This window comes from Leisingera sp. G5_S3_59_S7, assembly GCF_054968485.1.
In genome coordinates, this window is sequence record NZ_JBQKUH010000005.1 from 1 (window position 1) to 19,655 (window position 19,655).

At 64.9% G+C, this 19,655-nt stretch carries 18 protein-coding genes; 7 read left to right on the plus strand and 11 right to left on the minus strand.

Going from position 1 to position 19,655, the window contains the following annotated elements; genetic code table 11:
- Positions 1-20: 20 nt before the first annotated feature.
- The 11 genes from mdoH to ACTRWG_RS04280 all read right to left on the minus strand — a co-directional run bounded on the left by mdoH (position 21) and on the right by ACTRWG_RS04280 (position 13,941).
- Positions 21-1,898 (minus strand): glucans biosynthesis glucosyltransferase MdoH, encoded by a 1,878-nt coding sequence (mdoH, locus tag ACTRWG_RS04230; protein WP_027237988.1) that lies wholly within the window; start codon positions 1,896-1,898, stop codon positions 21-23.
- Complete coding sequence (locus tag ACTRWG_RS04235; RefSeq protein WP_462829020.1) at positions 1,895-3,403, minus strand: OpgD/OpgG family glucan biosynthesis protein; 1,509 nt, start codon at positions 3,401-3,403, stop codon at positions 1,895-1,897. The genes mdoH and ACTRWG_RS04235 overlap by 4 nt, the downstream gene beginning before the upstream one ends.
- Positions 3,400-4,662, minus strand: coding sequence for an OpgC family protein (locus ACTRWG_RS04240; protein ID WP_462829021.1), 1,263 nt, complete (start codon positions 4,660-4,662; stop codon positions 3,400-3,402). The genes ACTRWG_RS04235 and ACTRWG_RS04240 overlap by 4 nt, the downstream gene beginning before the upstream one ends.
- A 25-nt stretch (positions 4,663-4,687) precedes the next feature.
- Positions 4,688-6,049: a tetratricopeptide repeat protein gene (locus ACTRWG_RS04245; protein WP_462829022.1), complete on the minus strand. Its 1,362-nt coding sequence runs from the start codon at positions 6,047-6,049 to the stop codon at positions 4,688-4,690.
- A 261-nt stretch (positions 6,050-6,310) separates the two neighbouring features.
- The gene (locus ACTRWG_RS04250; RefSeq protein ID WP_462829023.1) at positions 6,311-7,510 is read right to left on the minus strand and encodes a CaiB/BaiF CoA transferase family protein; all 1,200 of its coding nucleotides are present in this window, start codon (positions 7,508-7,510) and stop codon (positions 6,311-6,313) included.
- Positions 7,497-9,110, minus strand: a complete 1,614-nt coding sequence (locus tag ACTRWG_RS04255) for a thiamine pyrophosphate-binding protein (RefSeq protein WP_462829024.1) — start codon at positions 9,108-9,110, stop codon at positions 7,497-7,499. Before ACTRWG_RS04255 ends, ACTRWG_RS04250 begins: the two co-directional genes overlap by 14 nt.
- Before the next feature lie 144 nt (positions 9,111-9,254).
- Entirely contained in the window at positions 9,255-9,725 is a 471-nt protein-coding gene (locus ACTRWG_RS04260) for a DUF302 domain-containing protein (protein WP_027237982.1), read from the minus strand.
- Positions 9,726-9,879: 154 nt separating this feature from the next.
- Entirely contained in the window at positions 9,880-11,913 is a 2,034-nt protein-coding gene (locus tag ACTRWG_RS04265) for a PhoX family protein (protein WP_462829025.1), read from the minus strand.
- Positions 11,914-12,081: 168 nt separating this feature from the next.
- Complete coding sequence (locus ACTRWG_RS04270; protein WP_462829026.1) at positions 12,082-13,140, minus strand: YeeE/YedE family protein; 1,059 nt, start codon at positions 13,138-13,140, stop codon at positions 12,082-12,084.
- A gap of 24 nt (positions 13,141-13,164) precedes the next feature.
- A complete protein-coding gene (locus ACTRWG_RS04275) occupies positions 13,165-13,497 on the minus strand; it encodes an ArsR/SmtB family transcription factor (RefSeq protein WP_260003718.1) in 333 nt (110 codons plus the stop codon).
- A 60-nt stretch (positions 13,498-13,557) separates the two neighbouring features.
- Complete coding sequence (locus ACTRWG_RS04280) at positions 13,558-13,941, minus strand: hypothetical protein (RefSeq protein WP_084299658.1); 384 nt, start codon at positions 13,939-13,941, stop codon at positions 13,558-13,560.
- A 110-nt stretch (positions 13,942-14,051) separates the two neighbouring features.
- On the opposite strand from ACTRWG_RS04280, the gene ACTRWG_RS04285 reads away from it, so the two are divergent.
- From ACTRWG_RS04285 to soxB, 7 genes are all read left to right on the plus strand, one after another.
- Positions 14,052-14,789 (plus strand): cytochrome c biogenesis CcdA family protein, encoded by a 738-nt coding sequence (locus tag ACTRWG_RS04285; protein WP_027237979.1) that lies wholly within the window; start codon positions 14,052-14,054, stop codon positions 14,787-14,789.
- Positions 14,790-14,835: 46 nt separating this feature from the next.
- Entirely contained in the window at positions 14,836-15,390 is a 555-nt protein-coding gene (locus ACTRWG_RS04290) for a thioredoxin fold domain-containing protein (RefSeq protein WP_036798017.1), read from the plus strand.
- A gap of 127 nt (positions 15,391-15,517) precedes the next feature.
- Positions 15,518-15,994, plus strand: a complete 477-nt coding sequence (gene soxX, locus ACTRWG_RS04295; protein ID WP_027237977.1) for a sulfur oxidation c-type cytochrome SoxX — start codon at positions 15,518-15,520, stop codon at positions 15,992-15,994.
- A 57-nt stretch (positions 15,995-16,051) separates the two neighbouring features.
- The gene (gene soxY, locus ACTRWG_RS04300) at positions 16,052-16,468 is read left to right on the plus strand and encodes a thiosulfate oxidation carrier protein SoxY (RefSeq protein ID WP_027237976.1); all 417 of its coding nucleotides are present in this window, start codon (positions 16,052-16,054) and stop codon (positions 16,466-16,468) included.
- A gap of 44 nt (positions 16,469-16,512) precedes the next feature.
- On the plus strand, positions 16,513-16,842 hold the full coding sequence (gene soxZ, locus ACTRWG_RS04305) for a thiosulfate oxidation carrier complex protein SoxZ (protein ID WP_462829027.1): 330 nt from the start codon (positions 16,513-16,515) through the stop codon (positions 16,840-16,842).
- 75 nt (positions 16,843-16,917) lie between these two features.
- Entirely contained in the window at positions 16,918-17,769 is an 852-nt protein-coding gene (gene soxA, locus ACTRWG_RS04310) for a sulfur oxidation c-type cytochrome SoxA (protein ID WP_027237974.1), read from the plus strand.
- A gap of 99 nt (positions 17,770-17,868) precedes the next feature.
- Positions 17,869-19,566 carry a thiosulfohydrolase SoxB gene (gene soxB / locus ACTRWG_RS04315; protein WP_027237973.1) on the plus strand — a complete coding sequence of 566 codons (1,698 nt, stop codon included), beginning with the start codon at positions 17,869-17,871 and terminating at the stop codon, positions 19,564-19,566.
- Positions 19,567-19,655: the final 89 nt, after the last annotated feature.

Below are 19,655 nucleotides of genomic sequence, written 5' to 3' on the forward strand. Positions count from 1 at the left end.
TGCCCCCTTGCGCGCCGGGGTTACTCTGCCGGGGTGCCGCGGGCGGTGCTGCCGTCCAGCAGCGCCTTCAGGTCGGCGCGGGCCGCGCGGGCGGCGCGGGTGATCTGGGGTTCGGTGAACTCCTCCCGCGTGGCCATCCAGTGGCGGATGCGGTTCACGGTCTTGACGCCGGACAAGGCGGACAGCGGCACCGCCAGCACCAGCGACAGCGCGATCGGTGCCAGCCACAGCGACACGGTGCCCGACAGGATGCCGGCCCAGAGCGCCACGCCGCTGACGGTTTCCAGGGCATGGCAGGTGATCAGCGTGCGCAAGGCGTAGCTGCCGCCGTCGCGGGCCTGCGGTTCCCAGCCGCGCTGCAGGCCCAGGGCCGTGCGGAACACTGCGATCATCTGCTGCACCATCAGGATCGGCGCATAGAGGATGGCCAGCATCAACTCGGACAGGAAGGACAGCACGAAGTGCACCGGGCCGCCGTATTCCGAGAACCGGCTGCCGGTCAGCGGCAGCGCCGCCGCGGCCAGGATCTTGGGCGCCAGAAGCATCGCGTAGATCAGGATGATCACCAACACATGCCTGGGCTCCGACATATCCGGCCAGTTGGGGCGGAAGGGGTTGGCTTCGCTGAAATAGCTGATGACAGACGCCTCTTCGCTGCGGCCGATGATGGCCCACAGCACCAGCAGCGCAAACCACACCGGTGCCATCAGATAACCGATGGCGCCCGCAAAGAGGTGGAAGCGGGAGATCGCGCGGAAGCCCTTGGCGTGCAGCAGATTTAGGTGCTGCAGGTTGCCCTGGCACCAGCGGCGGTCGCGCAGGATGTGGTCGATCAGGGTGGCGGGGGTTTCCTCGTAAGAGCCGCGGATGCGGGGCAGGAAGCGCACCGACCAGCCGGCCCGGCGCAAGAGGCCCGCCTCGACGAAATCGTGGCTCATGATCAGCTTCTCGCCGCCGCCGAAGCGCGAGCGCAAGAGCGGAAGGCCCGCGCAGGCGGCAAAGGCGCGGGTGCGGATGATGGCGTTGTGGCCCCAGTAGTTGCCCTCGTGCCCGGCCCAGCGGGCCAGGCCCTCGGCCAGCGCGAGGCCGTAGACGCCGTTGGCGAACTGCTGCATCCGGCCAAAGACCGACTGCGCGCCGATCAGCTGCGGATAGCTCTGGATCAGGCCGGCGCCGGGGTCACGGGCCAGCGCATCGGCCAGCCGGGCAATGGCGCGGCCGGTCATCAGGCTGTCGGCGTCCAGCACCAGCATCGCCTCGTAGCCTGCGCCCCAGCGGCGCACCCAGTCGGAGATATTGCCGACCTTGCGGCCCTCGTTATCGGCGCGGCGGCGGTAGTAGAGTTCCGTGCCTTCCGGCAGCATGGTGCGCAGGGCCTCGACGCTGTCGCGCTCTTGCTTGGCAATTGCATCGTCGCGTGTGTCCGACAGGATGAACATCGCATATTCATGCTGGCCGCCGCGGCCGTGCAGCTCTTGCAGCATGGTCTGGGCATTGCCCAGCACATACCAGGGCACCTCGTTGTAGACCGGCATCAGCAGCGCCACCTTCATCGGGCGCGCGGGGCCGCGGGCCACGGTTTTTTCGCGGCGTGACAGGCCGTAAAGGCCCAAGAGAACGGTGGAGACGGTGAAGGCGATCCAGAAGAAGTTGAAGGCGATCAGCGCCAGCAGGATCATTTCCAGAACCGAGAAGCCGCCGTCGGCGAACCAGCCCTGCATCACCCAAGTGAGCACACCCGTCGCTGCCATGGCTGGCGAAAAGGCCAGCAGGCGCCAGAGCGCCACCTGGCTGGGGGCCGCACCGCCGGGGGCGGCAGCGTCCCTGAAGTCCTTGCTGAAATCCTGTTCCGGCATCGCCAGAGGCTGCTCCGGGGGCATCAGATCACATGCGGTCATGCGGTCCACCTGTAAAGCCAGACCTCGGAGGCGGGGCTGCCGTCCTTCCTGAGCTGGGCGCGAAGTTCGACGTGATCCCGGTCGCCGGGATCGAAGGTGAAGGCGAGCCGCAGGCCGCCGGTTTCCGGGTTTCGCTGCAGCACGCCTTCGCTGGCCGCCACATGGGGAGAGTGGATGTGCACGTCAAGGGCCTCGGGCCCGTCCTCGAACAGGGGGTGGGCGTCGAAGTCGATGGTGACGATCCGGCCCGGCCCGCCAAAGATGCGGGCGCCCTCGGCGGTGTCGATCACCCGCGGCATCGGCAGCACCGGCTCCGCGCCCCAGGTGAGGCGGTAGCTGAGGCTGATCTCCGATCCGGCGGCATAAGGCTCGCGCGGGCGCCAGTAGGCGACAGTATTGTCGTAGATTTCCTTGTCGGCGGGGATTTCCACCAGGGTGACCGCGCCCTTGCCCCAGTCCTCCTTGGGTTCGACCCACAGGCAGGGGCGGTTGTGATAGAAGGCTTCCAGGTCGTTGAAATCCGACAGCTTGCGCGCGCGCTGCATCAGGCCGAAGCCGCGCGGGTTGTCGTCGACGAAGGACGACACCTGCAGCCGCGCGGGGTTGGCCAGCGGCCGCCACAGGGTTTCACCGTTGCCGTTGACCACCAGCAGGCCATCGCTGTCATGCACCGCAGGGCGGAAATCGTCAAAGCGGTTGCGGTTGGTGGCATCGAACAGGAACATCGAGGTGAGGGGCGCCAGGCCCGTGTGGTTCAGGTCCTCGCGGGCGAACAGTGTGGCCTCCACCTCCATCACCGTGCTGCTGCCGGGGGTGATGGTGAAACGGTAGGCGCCGGTGACGGAGGGGGAGTCCATCAGCGCATGGACCACCATTGCGCGCTGGCCGGGAGCAGGGGCCTCCAGCCAGAATTCGATGAACTCCGGGAACTCTTCACCGTCGGGATCCGCGGTTTTCAGCGCCAGGCCGCGGGCGGACAGCCCGTAGGTATTGCCGATGCCGATGGCGCGGAAGTAGCTGGCCCCCTGGAACACACAGAATTCTGTCTTCTGGGTGGGATCGTCCAGAACAGTGCGCAGGCGCAGGCCGGAATAGCCCAGATGCCCATCGGTTGTCAGCTCGGGCGCCTTGTCTGTCTTGTCGAACAGCGACAGGTCGAAAGGCACGGGCTGCGCTTGCCCGCCGGTCACGGTGTTGATTTGAACCGGGCGCGGGAAGTACAGGCCGGGCAGGAAGAAATCCACGTTGTAGCTGCGGTCGGTCTTGGACCACAGCGCGTCCGAGGAGCGGAACCAGCGCGCCTTGTAGTCGTCATAAGACTGGTCGAGCCAGTCCTGCGGCACCGACGGGCGTTCGGCATAGTCCTCCTGCGCAAGCGCGCGGGCCTTGGCGACGACCACCTCGCGGCTGAAGGGCTGGGTGTCATTTGCCAGACCCGGCAAGGCGTACAGGGCGGTGCTGCCAAGCGCGGCAGCCAGAAAGGAACGGCGGGAAAAAGAGCTCATTTCTTGGCTCTCCAAGGCTGTGACTTGAACCAGGCAGCGCCGTAAGCGCAGCCAATGATTAGGAAAAAGCCAACCAGATTGGCGTATGCCGTGGTCATAACCGCGCGGTCGGTCTGGTCAAGGGCAAAGCCGATGAACCGGGCCAGGGCCATCGAGAACACAAACACGGCTAGCGATTGCTGGCCGACCTTGGTGATGACCTTCAGCAGCACCGCCCAGAGGCGCGCGCCCAGCGAATGGCCGGTGGCGATCAGGCACTTGCCGCCTTCGCCCGCCGCAACCCAGCCCAGATAGGCCAGAGCCAGGAAGTGGGCATAACGCAGCAGGCCGAAGTCGGTCTTTTCGCGCCATTCGCCGATGGCGTCGCGGCCGGGTTTGATCAGCTCAGCCAGATCCGGGCTGGCGGCTTTGACCCAGGTGAAGACTTTCCAGGAACCGTACGGAGCCGAGAGGATCAGGAAGGCGGCGGCAAGCACGACCAGAACCTTGGAAACCGGCGGCTTTGGCAGCCAGCCTTTCATGAAGGCAAAGCCGGTGAAGAACAGCAGCTGCCAGCCGAAGGGGTTGAAGAACCATTCCCGGTCAGACCACGGTTCCGCCGGCAGCGAAACGCCGTTGGGGCCAAGGCCGGCCATATAGGGGTTGGCGGTCAGCCAGATCAGCACCGACATCGCCGCCACGGCCCAAAGCCCCGCCTTCTCCAGTCCGATCATCAGCGGCATCAGCATCAGCACCACCAGGTACATCGGCAGGATGTCGAAGTAATTCGGCACGTAGGTGAGGGTGAAGATGCCGACGATCTGGGTCATCGGATCCTTGAAGAAATGGCCCAGGTTCAGCGAGTTGATATAGCTCTTCTCGAACCCGCCATAAAGGTCGAGCGCCGCCATCGACATGGCCAGGAAGAAGAACAGCCCGATGTGGGCCCAGAACACCTGCCAGCAGCGGAAGGCGACGCGGGCGGTGCCCAGCCACCAGCCCTGGCGGTCGAAAGAGCTGCCAAAGGCGATGGCGGAGGCCATGCCGGAGCAGAAGACAAAGATTTCAGTCGCGTCCGAAAACCCGAAGCGGGCCGGGATCCAGCCAGTCCAGCGGTTGCCAGGGATATGGGCCACCAGGATGATGAACATCGCAATGCCGCGGTAGAAGTCGAGCCGCGGGTCGCGCACCCGCGGCTGCGCCGCTTGCGGCGGGGGGGCTGCGCGGTTGGCGGCAGCAGGGTCTTTCTGAGGCCCGGGGAAGGGCGCAATGCTGGACATCTGTGGTTTCTGGTCCTTGAAGGTCTTACTCGGCAGGTACGCTTTTGGCGCCAGACTGGGTCCGGGCCTCGGCGATCAGGGTGCGGCGGGCCAGCGCGTAATTGTCCTCTGCGCCGCCCCGCTTGGCGCGGCGGTCTTCCAGGATTGCCTCGACCGCGTCAAGCTGGCCTGAGCGGATTCCCGCGTCTATGGTAATGCGTTCAAAAACATCGCGTTGCGCGTGGCTGCCGCCGGCCAGCTGCAGGGTGCCGCGGGCCGCGGACAAACGGGCAAAGGCGGCCTTGTAATTACCGTCTCCGAAGGCTTCGAGCCCGTCGGCAGCGGCGCAGCCGGGGTCCGCCATCCGTGCCCGCGCCTCGCTGCCGCCAGCCTCTGCATCGGCGTGAATCCGCTGCACCAGGCGGTGGGCGTCTTCCTTGCGGTGGCCGGTCAGCGCCAGCAGGTAGTGCAGATCGGCAAAAATCAGGCTGCCGTCCTCAGTGCGGGCGGCGCAGAGATTCGCCAGCTCTTCCCAGCGGTTGCCGACATCAACGCCTTCCAGCTCCAGCCGCACCAGCAGCGAGGTGGCGTTGGATATGTCGCGGTAGTCGTCGGTCTTGTCCTTGCGGACCTCGGTGTCGTAAAGCGCAATCGCCTCGTCCATCTGGCCCAGGTCCAGATGCATCAGCGCCTTATGCCACCAGACGTGATAGCGGAAGTTGTTGCAATGCGCCCAGGCTTCCTCGCGGCCTTGCAGCCAGTCGAGGCCAGATTTGGCATTGCCGGTCATGTCATGCACATGGGCCACGGCGTGCAGGCCCCAGGCATCATCCGGCGCCATCCACAGGGCCTGGCGGCCGGCATTGGCGGCGCGCTCATACTCGCCGGTCTCCTCCAGCGCAAAGGCATGGCAGCCCAAGAGGTAGCCGCGGCCGGCATGGTCCGGCGCATAGGCCGGCAGCACCCGTTCGATCGAGGCGCGCATGCCTGCGGGGTCGCCCATGATGAAACGGATGCCGTGGCTGAGTTTCATCGCCAGGGTGTCCTGCGGGAAAGCAGCCAGCACCTGTTCCATCCGCTGGATTGCCAGACTGGGGCGGCCGGCCAGCCAGTCTTCCAGCGCGTCCACGTATTTGCGCTCGCGCGGGAGGGCGCCCTCGTAACAGGCCTTGGCATCACGCAGCGCGGCGCGCGCCGTGGGCACCAGCTCAGAGCGCCCCAGCATCAAGAGCGACAGCCCCTTGATCGCATGGGCCAGGGCATATTCCGGCGCCGCCTTCAGCACTGCGCCCAGGTGATCAGCGGCCGCTGCAGCATGGGAAAGAACTCCCAGCTGCACGGAATTCCAATCCTGCTGTGCGGCGGCATCGGTCAGGCTGCTGTCTTGGCCGAAGATATCTTGCGTCATGAGAGTCCAATCATTGTTCTGATACGAGCGCGGTTTCCGTGTCCTGCTGAAGAGTAGATCATCGGAATGTTCCGGGCGAACCCTGCTCGCGGTTTGGTGATGGCCTGTGTGCGCCTGGATTGAAACTATGGCGGATGTGTAGGATTTCCCGGGAAATTTTGGCAAGACGGCGGATCAGGGCAGGCTGAAAACACCGCTGGTTTAGCGGTGAATTGCCGGAAACTGTAACACATGGCGGAAAGCCGCCGCATCACTGGGGGATCAGGACGGCTCAAACGGGTGTTTTGCGTTCAGAATCTCTTCGGTGCCTTCGCCGCAGACCGGCGGCGCGTGCCGGTATGTGACCGGCGTGCGGGAGAAATTCAGCGGGTTGCCCAGCAGCTTGACCGGACCGGCCGCCGTTTCCATGCCAATGGCCATGTTGCGGGCATCCACCTGATCGGTGGCAAACAGGGTTTCCAGGTCCTGCACCGGGCCGGCCGGCACCTTGCGGGCCTCCATCGCGTCCAGCACATCCCCGGTGGTGTAGCGCTGCACCGACGGGATCAGGACAGCGTTCAGCGCATCGCGGTTCTGCAGGCGGGCGGGGTTGGTGGCAAAGCGCGGATCCTCTGCCAGGCCTTCCAGCTTGAGGAACTCCATAAAGCGGCGGAACTGGCTGTCGTTGCCCACGGCCAGGATCACATGGCCGTCCGAGGTTTCGTAAACCCCATAGGGCATGATGCTGGGATGTTCATTGCCGCGGCGCTTGGGGACTTGGCCGGTATTCAGATAGGCGACGCCTTCGTTGATCAGCCAGGCGATCTGGGCATCGACCAGCGCCAGGTCGATCTGCTGGCCCTCGCCGGTTTTATCGCGGTGGTGCAGCGCCGACAGAATCCCGATGCAGGCATACATGCCGCACATCACATCAGCGATGCCGACGCCGGCTTTCATCGGCTGGCCGCCGGGCTCGCCGGTAAGGGACATGATGCCGCCAAAGCCCTGCGCCATGATGTCATAGCCGGGCTTGTGGCTGTTGGGGCCGGTCTGGCCGTAGCCGGAGATTGAGCAGTAGATCAGGCCCGGAAGGTCATCTTTGAGGCTGTCATAATCCAGCCCGTATTTCGCCAGCCCGCCGGGTTTGAAGTTCTCGATCAGGATATCTGCCTCTGCCGCCAGACGGCGGATGGCCTCTTGGCCGGCGGGCGTTGCGATATCAATGGAAACCGAGCGTTTGTTGCGGTTGGCGGCCATGAAATAGGCGGAGAGGTCGGATTGGTGCCCGTCCGCATCGGTCACATAGGGCGGTCCCCACTGGCGGGTGTCATCGCCGCCTGTCTTGGGGTTTTCCACCTTGATCACCGTGGCGCCGAGATCGCCCAGCAGCTGGGTGCAGGTGGGGCCTGCCAGAATACGGGAAAGGTCAAGAACCTTGACGCCGTTCAGCGCGCCGTGGGGGAGCATCTCAGATCCGGCCATCATAGCCTCCGCGTTCGATCACAGCCGAGATGACCGTGAACCTGTCTGATTTCATCGCGTCCTCAAGGGCGGCGCGCAGTTCGGCGCGGCTGGCAACCGTCACGCCGTTGCCGCCAAAGGCGCGGCCCATCGCGGCAAAGTCGTGCGCCGCGAAATCCACCCCGCCGCTGGCAAGCTGGCGCTGGCGCTGCTTGAGTTCGATCAGGGCGAGGCTGGCATCGGCGAAAACCACAAAGACCGGCGCAACGCCCAGCTCGGCTGCGGTCGAGAGTTCGCCCGCCGCCATCAGGAACCCGGCATCCCCGGAGAAGCTGACAACCGGCCGCTCCGGCTGCGCCAGCTTCCGCCCGATTGCCATCGGCACCGCGCAGCCCATGGTGCACAGCGCCGAGGACTGGATCAGGCCGCGCGGCTCCTGGCAGTCCCACATCTGGCTCAGCAGAATGCGGTGGGCGCCGCTGTCGGCGGTGGCAAGAGTTTCTTGCGGCAGGACAGCACGGCATTCGGCGATGACGCCCGCAGGCCCCCAATTGTCATCCTGCGGGAAGGCGTCTGCCAGTTCGGCCTTGACCGCGGCGGGGCGGCCAGTGGGCCAGGTCCCGCGCGGTCCGGTGCCATCCGAAAGCGCCGTAAGCGTGGGGGCAATCGCGGTCAGAAAGTTCAGCCCGGCCTGATGCATGTAGTGGGTGTTGGCCTCCGGCGCGATGTCGATCACGTTCTGGGTTTTCACGTCCCAGACGTTGCGCCAGCCGGGGCGCATCTCGATCGGGTCGTAACCGATGGAGAGCACCAGATCGGCCTCCCGCACCAAGGGCAGCAGATGCTTGTCCGCCAGCGGCGAGAGGCCTGCCCCGCCAAGGCAGAGCGGGTGGTTCTCGGGAATAAGTCCCTTGGCCTTGTAGCTGGTGATGAAGGGGATATGGTGTTTCTCAACAAAGCTTCGGATGGCAGGGCCTGCGTTTTCCTGCAGCGCGTCCAGCCCGATCACCGCCACCGGGCGCGTGGACGCGGCCAGCCAGGAACGCGCCTGCGCCAGCGCCTCACCGCTTGGCGCGGTTGCACTCGCAGGCGCGCGGCGGATGCCCCGGTCCCTGGCCGGCGCGTCTGCAACCGAGATCGGCACGTCGATATGCACCGGCCCGTTGCGCGGTTCGGTTGCGATGGCGACGGCCTTGTCTGCGATCAGATCCGCAGCCTCGGCGTCCAGCCGGAAGGTGGCCTTGGTGACCGGGGCAAAGACCGCGCGGTGGTCGAGCACCTGATGGGTATAGCTCTGCTCCTCGGCCGTGTCGACGCAGCCCGTGAGCACCAGCATCGGCACCCGGTCCTGGTGGGCATTGGCCACAACATTGATGCCGTTCAGCGCGCCGGGACCAAGCGTGGCCACCAGAATGACCGGCGCGCCGTCCGCGTGATGCACGCCTTCGCCTATGAAGCCTGCGCAGTTCTCATGCTTGGCCAGGTGAAACGTGATCCCCGCCTTGGTCAGCGCATCCACCAGCGTCAGCACCTCGCCGCCGGGCATGCCAAAGGCGTGGCGGCAGCCAGCCTCGTAAAGGCGCCGGGCCAGAACATCGGCTGCGCGCAGGGTCTCTGTCATCTTGTCGGTCCAATCCGTTGAATTACCGCCAGATTGCCGAGCCTGCGCCCGCGCGCAAGCCCGTTCACGCCAGTGTGAGAAATGCTGCGGCGGAAATCGGCGCAACCAGCGGAGGGGCAGATGAAGCGGGAAAGACGCCGGCGGCTATTTCTGCGCCCGTTCCGCAATCAGCGCAAAGCGGCGGTCGAGCTGGCCGGCAAGGGCTGCCAGCCCCGCGCCGCCTTCCTCTGCGTAAGGCGCAAAGACGTGGGTGGGCAGCTTATAGGACAGGGTGGCGCTGCCGTCTGCCTCCTCGGTCACATACATGCGCACCGGCGCCTCGATCATTGCAGCGGTGGAGAGTGCGAGGATCTTGACCGCGAAGTCATTGTTGAACAGGCCAATGACCCGGTTGCCGGGGATGGTGATGCCGCGGGCCGCTGCCGCCTGGGTGGGGCCTGCCTGGGTGACAACGCCCAGGCCCTCGGCCTTGGCGGCGGCTTTGACGTCGTCGATCAGCTGCGCATAGGGTTTGGAGGTTTCATGCACCGCCCAGCCATCGCGCGGCGTGATGCTGCCGGCGCTGGCGGCAGAGGTTGCAAGGATGAGGGCGGCCGTCAGGCGTTTGGCATACATGGCAGGTCTCCACAGAGCTTTTTCCGGTTTTAGGGCACGGTGCGGGCTGGCGGTTTCACAATCGCGTGCATCCGGCGGCAGCCGGCCCGGCAGGGCCGAAACCTGCGCCCCCCCCGGGTGGGGCGCGCTCCGCCATACAACGGCGGATTTCAGGTCAGCTGGCGATCTTGCCGCCGCCTTTACGGGTCACCGCCACCACTGAGGGGCGCGGCGGCATCTGCGGATCGAAGTCCGGCCAGCGGGTGGCCGGGTCCTCAAAGGTCGAGGCGCGCCCGAAGCCTTTCAGATCCTTGGTGCCGTCCGTGCCCGGATGCTGAACGGCCAGAAACAGCGTCTCGCCGTCCGGGGTGAAACAGGGCCCGCACAGCTCGGCACCCACGGGGCAGCGGAAAAACAGTTTGGAATGGCCGCGCAAGCCGCCTTCGGTTTCCACCCCGTAGAGCCCGTCCGACTTGCCGGTCTTGCCCCACTTGCTTCCCTGGTCGGTGGCCACCCACAGCCGCCCGTCTGCGTCCATCGCGCTGTTGTCGGGGGAGCCGAACCAGCCGTGTTCCGAGGTCTCCGGGTGCCACTCTGCGCCCACGTCCGCAATGTCCGGATCGCCGCACTTCACCAGGATCGACCAGCGTCCGCTTGCCGCCGCATGGTCGCCGCCGTCCTCCTTGATTTCGACGATATGCCCGAACTGCGACTCCGGGCGCGGGTTGGCGGCATCGGTCTGGCCGGCCTTGCGCCTGGAGTTGTTGGTCAGCATCACATAGGCAGTGCCGTCGCCGCGGGGCGAGGCGTCTTCGGGCCGGTCCATCGGCGTGGCTCCCAGCGCATCCGCCGCCAGCCGCGTGTCAATCAGCACATCCGCCTGGCTGGCAAAGCCGTTTTCGGCCGTCAGCGGACCCTGACCATGCACCAGCGGCAGCCAGCGGCAGGTGCCGTCCGCATCGAACCGGGCGACGTAGAGCGTGCCGTCGCTCAGCAGCCGGGCGTTGGCCGCGCGATCCTCTGACACCACGCCGCCGGAGACGTATTTGTAGACATACTCAAAGCGCGCATCGTCACCCATATAGATCACCAGGCGGCCGTCCTTGGACAGGGTGGTCTCCGCGCCCTCATGGGCGAAACGGCCCAAAGCGGTGTGTTTCACCGGTTTCGACTGCGGGTCCATCGGGTCGACCTCAACAACCCAGCCGAAGCGGTTGGCTTCGTTGGGTTCTTTGTCGATATTGAAGCGGGTGTGGTACTTGCCCCAGGCGTACCACATGCCGGGCACGCCATAGCGGGCCATTTGCGCCGCCTCCGGCTGGCCGGAGAGGTCCGGTTCGCCTTCGAAGTCCAGTCTGTCCGTCCAGAAATAACCGTGAAAGTTCTCCTCGGCCATCAGCCAGGTGCCCCAGGGGGTCATGCCGCCGGCGCAGTTGTTGAGCGTGCCGGTGACCTCAAGGCCGCCGGGGTCGGCGCTGGTCTGCATCCTGGGGTGGCCTGCGGCGGGGCCGTCAAGGGCCATCGCGGTGGTCAGCGGCGAGATGCGGCGGTTCAGCTTGCCGTCGCGCACTACCGCCCACTTGCCATCAGCGTTGCGGGCGATCTCGACAACCGAGCCGCCGTGCGCGGCCATCTCGATATCGGCCAGCGCGCGGGTCATGCCGGCAAACTCCGCCTTGTCCTGGCGGCCAAGACCCGGGAACATGACCTCCTCGTTGGTGTATTCGTGGTTCACGCACAGCAGGCCGCGGCTGCCTTCCGCGTTCAGAGGCACAAAGCCGACGTAGTCGTTGTTGTATCCGAACTGCTGCAGCTGGGCGTCCGCCGTCTGGTTCATCACGTCGAAGTCCGGGGCATCCGCAAAGATCGGATCGCCCCAGCGCAGCAGGATGTCCGCGTCATAGCCCTGGGCCACATGGTGGCTTTCGTCATTGCCCCAGTGCAGCTCGTCAAAGGCATAGCGGCTTTGGGCACCGGGGGCTGCGGCACGGCCCTGGCGCGGAGCAGTGAGGGCTGAGGCGCCGAACAGGGCGGTGGCGGCGGCAGTGCCCAGCATTCCCTTCAGGGCCGTGCGGCGGCCATAGCGGGCGGCGATCACATCGCCGATGGTGCGGCTGGGGGCCGGGTTGGCGGGAATGTCGTCCGAGGCCTCAAAAGCCTCCGCCTTATTGCCGATGTGCGGGTCTCTGACGATCTGCTTGCGGGTCATGGCGGTCTCCGGGCTGTCCATAAACGTCAATGCGGGGATGCGGGGCTGGCTCACCCGGATATCTTAGGAATGGTTTGTGACGCACATGTAATTGTTAATGAAAATTAACCAAGACCTCCGGTCCGCGCGGCGGGCCGGGGCCCTGGGCTGTCTCTGCGGGGCAGCAGGTTATTCTGCCGGGCGGAAGCCCTCGATCAGCTGGCGCAGCCCGAAGGCGGCGCCGGCAAAGATCGCCAGCATGGTGACCGGAGCAGAGACCGCCAGCAGCGAAAAGGCGCTGAGGCCCTGGCCGACGGTGCAGCCCATCGCAATCACCGCGCCTGCGCCCATGATGGCGGCGCCGATGATCTGGCGGCGCAGCTCGCGCGGGTCCTCGCAGGCTTCCCAGCGGAAATGGCCCTTGATCAGCGAGCCGATGAAGGCACCGGACCAGACCCCGGCGATGGAACCGACGGCAAAGGACAGGGGGCGCAGTGAGCCGGTCATGGTCCACAGGATTGTTTCACCCAAGGGGGCCGAGAAGGAGTGGGACACCACTGGCAGCGCCTCGAACCCATGTGTGTTGACATACGTGGACCCGGCCCAGCCGGAGGTTACGGCCAGCCCCACAACCGCGGACCAGAACAGCGCTTGCCTGTCGCGGCGCAGTTCGGAATTGGCGAGGGAGAGCAGAAGGATCAGCAGGCCCGCTCCGGTGCCGATTGCGGCCAGCGGCAGCCCGCTCCAGACGGCGGCATAATGGGCGAGTCCCGGCGGGATCTCGTTGGTGACGTCCTGCTGGGCGAAGAAATAGTTGCGCACGGGGGCGAGGGGGCCCGCGAGGACGACATAAGTGGAGACCCCCATCACCAGCACGATCACAAAACTGCGCAGGTCGCCGCCGCCAAGCCGCGCGATGGCGCCATAGCCGCAGTTGCCGCTGAGCGCCATGCCGTAGCCGAACATAAGCCCGCCCAGGATCGAGGCCGCAGGCATCCAGCGGATCGACAGGTAAAAGGACTGGCCTGCATCCGCCAGGCCCAGCCCGATCAGCGCAAAGCTCGAGGTGACGGCCACGCCGATGGCCACGCCCCACATCCGCATCCGCAGGGAGGAGCCGCCATAAAGCAGGTCTTCGATCGCCCCCAATGTGCAGAACCGGCCCAGCCGGGCGGCAAGCCCCAGAGCCACACCTCCCAGCAGCCCGATACAGGCGGCCAGCTGGTGTTCTGTCAGGAGGTCAAACATAAGGGGGTCATTCAGGCGTCAGCCTTATTCCTTGCAGAAAAGGTCATAGACCACTTCCAGCATCCGGCGGGGTTTGTCGTCGGCCAGCCGGTAGTAGATCGCCTTGCCTTCCCGGCGGGGAATAACCAGCCCCTCCAGGCGCAGGCGGGAGAGCTGCTGGGAGACGGCGGCCTGGCGGGCGGAAAGAAGCTCCTCCAGCTCGGTCACGGATTTCTCGCCTGAGACCAGATGGCACAGGATCATCAGCCGGCCCTCGTGGCTGATCGCCTTGAGGAAGTTGGACGCCTTGGTCGCGTTTTCGACCATCTTGTCCATCTCCTCCGGGTCCATGTCGGCGGTAAACTGTGGTAGTGCCATGTGCCGTCTCCTGAGCGGCACCGCAGTGCCGCACTTGTCTGTTTTTCCCCATCAGGGCGGTCAGCTGCCGCCCTTGGAGTTCGTATTATCAACAAACCCTGTATGGGCGCTTAGCAAATCTGCAAGCAAAGGCCAAAAAAAATCTTCGCCCGGGTAGCCTTCGAGCCGGGCGCGCTCCTCGCCGTCCTCGACCACCAGGAACGTGGGGGTGAACATGACCCGGCGGGCGAGCTTCAGGTCATCGGGCAGGGCGCGCAGGTCCACCCGGCGCAGGGGAGCGTGTTCGCCCTCAGCCGTTTTGGGGTAGATCGGGGCGATCTCCGCGTTCCAGCGGGCGCACCACTCACAGCCCGGCTGTTCGACCATCACCAGTTCCGCCGCCCAGGCGGGCAGCGTCGCAAGGGCCATGGCTGCGGCTGCAGCCAATTGCCGGAAAGAGCGCATGGGTGTCATTCCATCTGTTGACCGAACGGTGAGAAACAACATAATTCGAATATGTGAATGACACAAGCCGGGCCCGGATAACGTTCGCGTGGGGCCTCTCTGGGGGTGCGATGCTTGAAATTACCCTGTTCGGCGCCTTGATCGCAGGTTTGCTGAGCTTTTTCACCCCCTGCATTTTGCCGATGGTGCCGTTTTACCTGTCCTATATGGGCGGGCTGTCGATGGCGGAGCTGCGCGGCGATGGCGCGATTGCTGCGGGCGCGCAGCGGCGGCTGCTGGTGTCGGCGGTCTGTTTTGCCGCCGGGGTCACCACGGTGTTCATGCTGATGGGCATGGGGGCGACTGCGCTGGGGCAGCTGTTCGGGCAGTATCTGGAAGTTTTGTCCTACGGCGCGGCCGCGCTGTTGCTGCTGTTCGGACTGCATTTTCTGGGTGTTGTGAAGATCCCGCTGCTGTACCGCGAGGCGCGGATGGAGAGTTCTGCGGAGCCCTCCACCGTGCTGGGCGCCTATCTGATGGGACTGGCGTTCGGGTTCGGCTGGACGCCTTGCGTCGGGCCGGCGCTGGCGTCGATCCTGATGATTGCCTCCGGCATGGGCGAGGTCTGGCGGGGCGGGGTGCTGCTGCTGGTCTACGGGCTGGGCATGACGGCGCCCTTTGTGGTTGCAGCGCTGTTTGCCAAGCCGTTCCTGGGCTGGGTCGCGCGCCACCGCAGCGCCTTTGCCTGGGTGGAGAAGGGCATGGGCGCAATGCTGGTGCTGTTTGCGGTGCTGATCGCCACCGGCGGCGTGCGGCTGATCGCGGAGGCAATGATCCGCTGGGTGCCGGGGTTCAGCGCGATCGGGTAAGTGAGGTTTGGAGGTCAACATGCTGAGAAGTATTGCGAAAGTGTTAATGGCCGCGGCTCTGGCGGGCCCGCTGGCCGCGGCGGAGCTGGGCGACGACGGGCTGCACAAGACGTCCTGGATGCGGGAGACCTTCAAGGACCTGCGCGAAGACCTGGAGGAGGCCAATGGCGAGGGCAAGCGGCTGGCGCTGATCTTTGAACAGCGCGGCTGCGTCTATTGCACCAAAATGCATGAGGAGATCTTTCCCCGCCCGGAAATCGGCCAGTACATCGAAGACAACTTTTTTGTCGTGCAGCTGAACCTTTACGGCGATGTGGAGGTGACTGATTTCGACGGCGAGACGCTGCCGGAAAAGGACATGGCGCGCAAATGGGGGGTGCTGTTCACACCGACGATTCTGTTCCTGCCGGAGGAAGTGGGCGAGGGTGCCACCGCGCCCGAGGCGGCAGTGGCGGCGATGCCGGGCGCGTTTGGCGCGGGAACCACGCTGGACATGTTTACATGGGTCAACGAAAAGCGGTATGCGCTTGATAACGGGGAAGATTTTCAGCGCTACCACGCGCGCCGCATCCAGGAGCGCAACAATGGGTCCACAGACTGACGTTTTGCGCACGATCTATAAAAATTCACAATAATGAATTTGTTGTTGCGTATCCGGGGCGCTGTGCCCTACGGTATGCAAAGCTAAGCAAGCCGCCCGGTAACAGCGGCAGCCAATGGGAGGAAACATGAAGCTTACATCTCTGACACTGGCGCTAAGCCTGGCCGGGACTGCGGCTTTGGCCGGGGAGGTTGCTCCGATGGCGGTGGAGTATGGCGAGTCGGGTGAGGTTGCCGCCTCGCTGACCGGCGTTGCCGGCGATGCGGCCAACGGGGCGATTGTTGCCGGCACCAAATCCAAGGGCAACTGCGTGGCCTGCCACCAGGTGACAGCCCTGGCGGATGTGCCGTTCCACGGCGAGATCGGCCCGTCGCTGGATGGCGCCGGCGACCGCTGGACCGAGGAAGAGCTGCGCGGCCTGATCGCCAATGCCAAGATGACATTCGAGGGCACGATGATGCCGGCCTTTTACAAGGTCGAGGGCTTCATCCGCCCGGGCGATGCCTATACCGGCGAGGCCGGGGCTGAGCCGCTGCCGCCGATCCTGACGGCGCAGGAGATCGAGGATGTGGTCGCGTTCCTCGCGACGCTGAAAGAAGAGTAAGGCGCGGGCGGGACCGTTCCGCGGCCTGCACCGATGTGAATTCAAAGGAGAGATATGATGGAGTTCTCACGCCGTGAGACCCTGGCGATGGGCCTGGGCGCTGCCGTGGTTACCGTGCTGCCGTTCCGCGTGACTGCGGCGGCGGATGACCGGATTGCCGCCTTTACCGGCGGTGCTGAAATGGCCGAAGGGGGCGTGACCCTGAACGCGCCGGAGATTGCCGAGAACGGCAACACTGTTCCGATTTCGGTCGAGGCGCCGGGCGCCACCGCGATCCTGGTGCTTGCCGCCGGCAACCCGGAACCGGGTGTGGCGACCTTCAACTTCGGCCCCGGTGCGGCGCAGCAGGCGGCCTCCACCCGGATCCGCCTGGCGGGCACCCAGGACGTGGTTGCGGTTGCCAAGCTGGCGGATGGCTCCTTTGCCAAGGCCAGCGCCACCGTCAAAGTCACCATCGGCGGCTGCGGCGGCTGAAGCCGCCCGCTCCCTGAACGGAATTCTTAAGGAGAGTTAAAGACATGGCATCCGGTGTTAAACCCCGCGTCAAGGTCCCGAAATCCGCTGCCGCCGGCGAGGCGGTCACCATCAAGACGCTGATCAGCCACAAGATGGAAAGCGGCCAGCGCAAGGATAAGGAAGGCAACCTGATCTCGCGCTCGATCATCAACCGCTTCACCTGCGAGTTCAACGGCACCATGGTGCTGGACGTCGCGATGGAGCCCGCGATCTCCACCAACCCGTACTTCGAATTCGACGCGACCGTGCCGGAAGCGGGCGAGTTCGTCTTCACCTGGTATGACGACGACGGCTCCGTCTACGACACAAAGAAGAAAATCGCCATCGGCTGATCCGTTCCGGATCTTCAGGCACGCGTCCTGTCCGGTGGGAACCGGGCAGGGCAGGCACCCAAGGGAGGAAAAGGAATGAACAAAAAGGCAATCACAGCCATTGCCGCTGTGCTGGCGCTGCCGATGGCGGCGGGCGCAGGCCCCGATGACGACAAGCTGGTGGTCAACGAGGAAATCGAGATGGTCACCAAAGCCGCGGCGCCCGCCCATGTGGCGGATGTGCTGGACGAGGTGATGTCGGGCTGGCACTTCCGCTCTGACGAGACACAAGCCCTGCAGATGGATGACTTTGAGAACCCGGCGATGGTGTTTGTCGATCAGGCGCAGGAAGCCTGGGACACTGCCGACGGCTCCGAAGGCAAATCCTGCGCATCGTGCCACGGCGATGTCGAGGAAAGCATGGCAGGCGTGCGCGCGGTCTATCCCAAGTGGAACCAAGAGGCAGGCGAGGTCCGCACCCTGAACATGCAGATCAACGATTGCCGCGAAAACCAGATGGGCGCCGAGAAGTGGAAATACTCCGGCGGCGACATGGCCGCGATGGAGGCGCTGATCTCTGTCCAGTCCCGCGGGATGCCGGTGAACGTGGCCATCGACGGCCCGGTCCAGTCCACCTGGGAAAAGGGCAAGGAGATGTATTACACGCGCACCGGCCAGCTGGAGCTGTCCTGCGCGAACTGCCATGAGGACAATTATGGCAACATGATCCGCGCCGATCACCTGAGCCAGGGCCAGATCAACGGCTTCCCGGTGTACCGTCTGAAAAACACCAAGCTGAACACCGCCCACGCGCGCTTCAAGGGCTGCGTGCGCGACACCCGGGCTGAGACCTATAAGCCAGGTTCCGCGGAGTTCGTTGCACTGGAACTCTATGTCGCCTCGCGCGGCAACGGCCTGTCGGTCGAAGCGCCCTCCGTCCGTAACTGATCTTTGCGCCCCGCGCCTGTTTCCAGGTGCGGGGCGTATCTCTTTCAAAACATTCATTCACGTGAATATATCGCGTGAACATACAGGATACCGGTACTCATGATCTCGCGCCGCGATTTTCTGCAGGTTTCCATGGCCGCCTCGGCCATGGTGGGGGCGTCAGGCTTTGGCAATTGGGCGCGGCTGGCTGCGCAGCAGCGCCTGAGCCAGGACCAGCTGCTGGAGTTTGACACCTATGGCAACATCAGCCTGATCCATGTGACCGATATTCACGGCCAGCTGAAACCGATCTATTTCCGGGAGCCTTCGGTCAATCTGGGGGTTGGAGAGAACAAGGGCCATGTGCCCCACATCACCGGCGCCGACTTCCGCAAGGTGTACGGCATCACTGACGGCAGCCCTTCGGCCTATGCGCTGACCTACAATGATTTCTCTGCGCTGGCCAAGGCCTATGGCCGCGTTGGCGGGATGGACCGGGTGGCGACCATCATCAACGCCATCCGCGCCGACCGCCCCGATGCGCTGCTGCTTGACGGCGGCGACACCTGGCACGGCTCCTATACCTGCCATCACACCCAGGGCCAGGACATGGTCAACGTGATGAACGCGCTGAAGCCGGATGCGATGACGTTCCACTGGGAGTTCACGCTGGGCAGCGACAGGGTGAATGAGATCGTCGAAAACCTGCCCTTTGCCGCGCTTGGCCAGAACATTTTTGACGCCGAATGGGACGAGCCGGCGGAGCTGTTCAAGCCTTATAAGTTCTTTGAGCGCGGCGGCGCCAAGGTGGCAGTGATCGGTCAGGCCTTCCCCTATATGCCGATTGCCAACCCGGGCTGGATGTTCCCGGAGTATTCGTTCGGCATCCGCGATGAGCATATGCAGGCCATGGTGGACGAGGTCCGCGCGGCAGGCGCCGATGTCGTGGTGGTGCTGAGCCACAACGGCTTTGACGTGGACAAGAAGATGGCCGGCAAGGTGCAGGGCATCGACGTGATCCTGTCCGGCCACACCCACGACGCCCTGCCGGAGCCGGTGCTGGCGGGCAAGACCCATATCATCGCGTCCGGTTCCAACGGCAAGTTTGTCTCCCGCGTGGATCTGGATGTGCGCGACGGCCAGCTGATGGGGCTGCGGCACAAGCTGATCCCGGTGTTCTCGGACGTGATCGCGCCGGACCCGGCGGTGGCGCAGCTGATCGAAGCGGAACGCGCCCCCTTCAAGGCGCAGCTGGAGGAGGTGATCGGCCAGACCGATACGCTGCTGTACCGGCGAGGCAACTTCAACGGCACTTGGGACGACCTGATCTGCGACGCGCTGCTGAGCGAGCGGGAGGCGGATATCGCCATGTCGCCCGGCGTGCGCTGGGGGCCGTCGCTGGTGCCGGGGGATGACATCACCCGCGAGGACATCTGGAACGTGACCTCGATGTCTTACGGGGAGGCCTACCGGAGCGAAATGACCGGCGAGTTCATCAAGGTGATCCTGGAGGACGTGGCCGACAACATCTTCAATCCCGATCCCTATTACCAGCAGGGCGGCGACATGGTGCGGATCGGCGGCATGGGCTACCGCATCGACATCACCAAGCCGCAGGGCGAGCGGATCAGTGAAATGACGCTGCTGAAAACCGGCGAGGCGATCGACCCGGCAAAGTCCTATGTGGTGGCGGGCTGGGCCAGCGTGAACGAGGGCACCGAGGGGCCGATGATCTGGGATGTGGTCGAGGATCACATCCGCAAGCTTGGCACCGTGACCCTGGACCCGAACAACTCTGTGCAGGTGGCGGGCGCGTAATCAGCGCCCGCCCCGGCAGGGGCAGATCACCCCCGCCGTGGCGGCGGGCACAGCGAAAAAATTTTGCGCAGTTGAATTCACGAACGTGA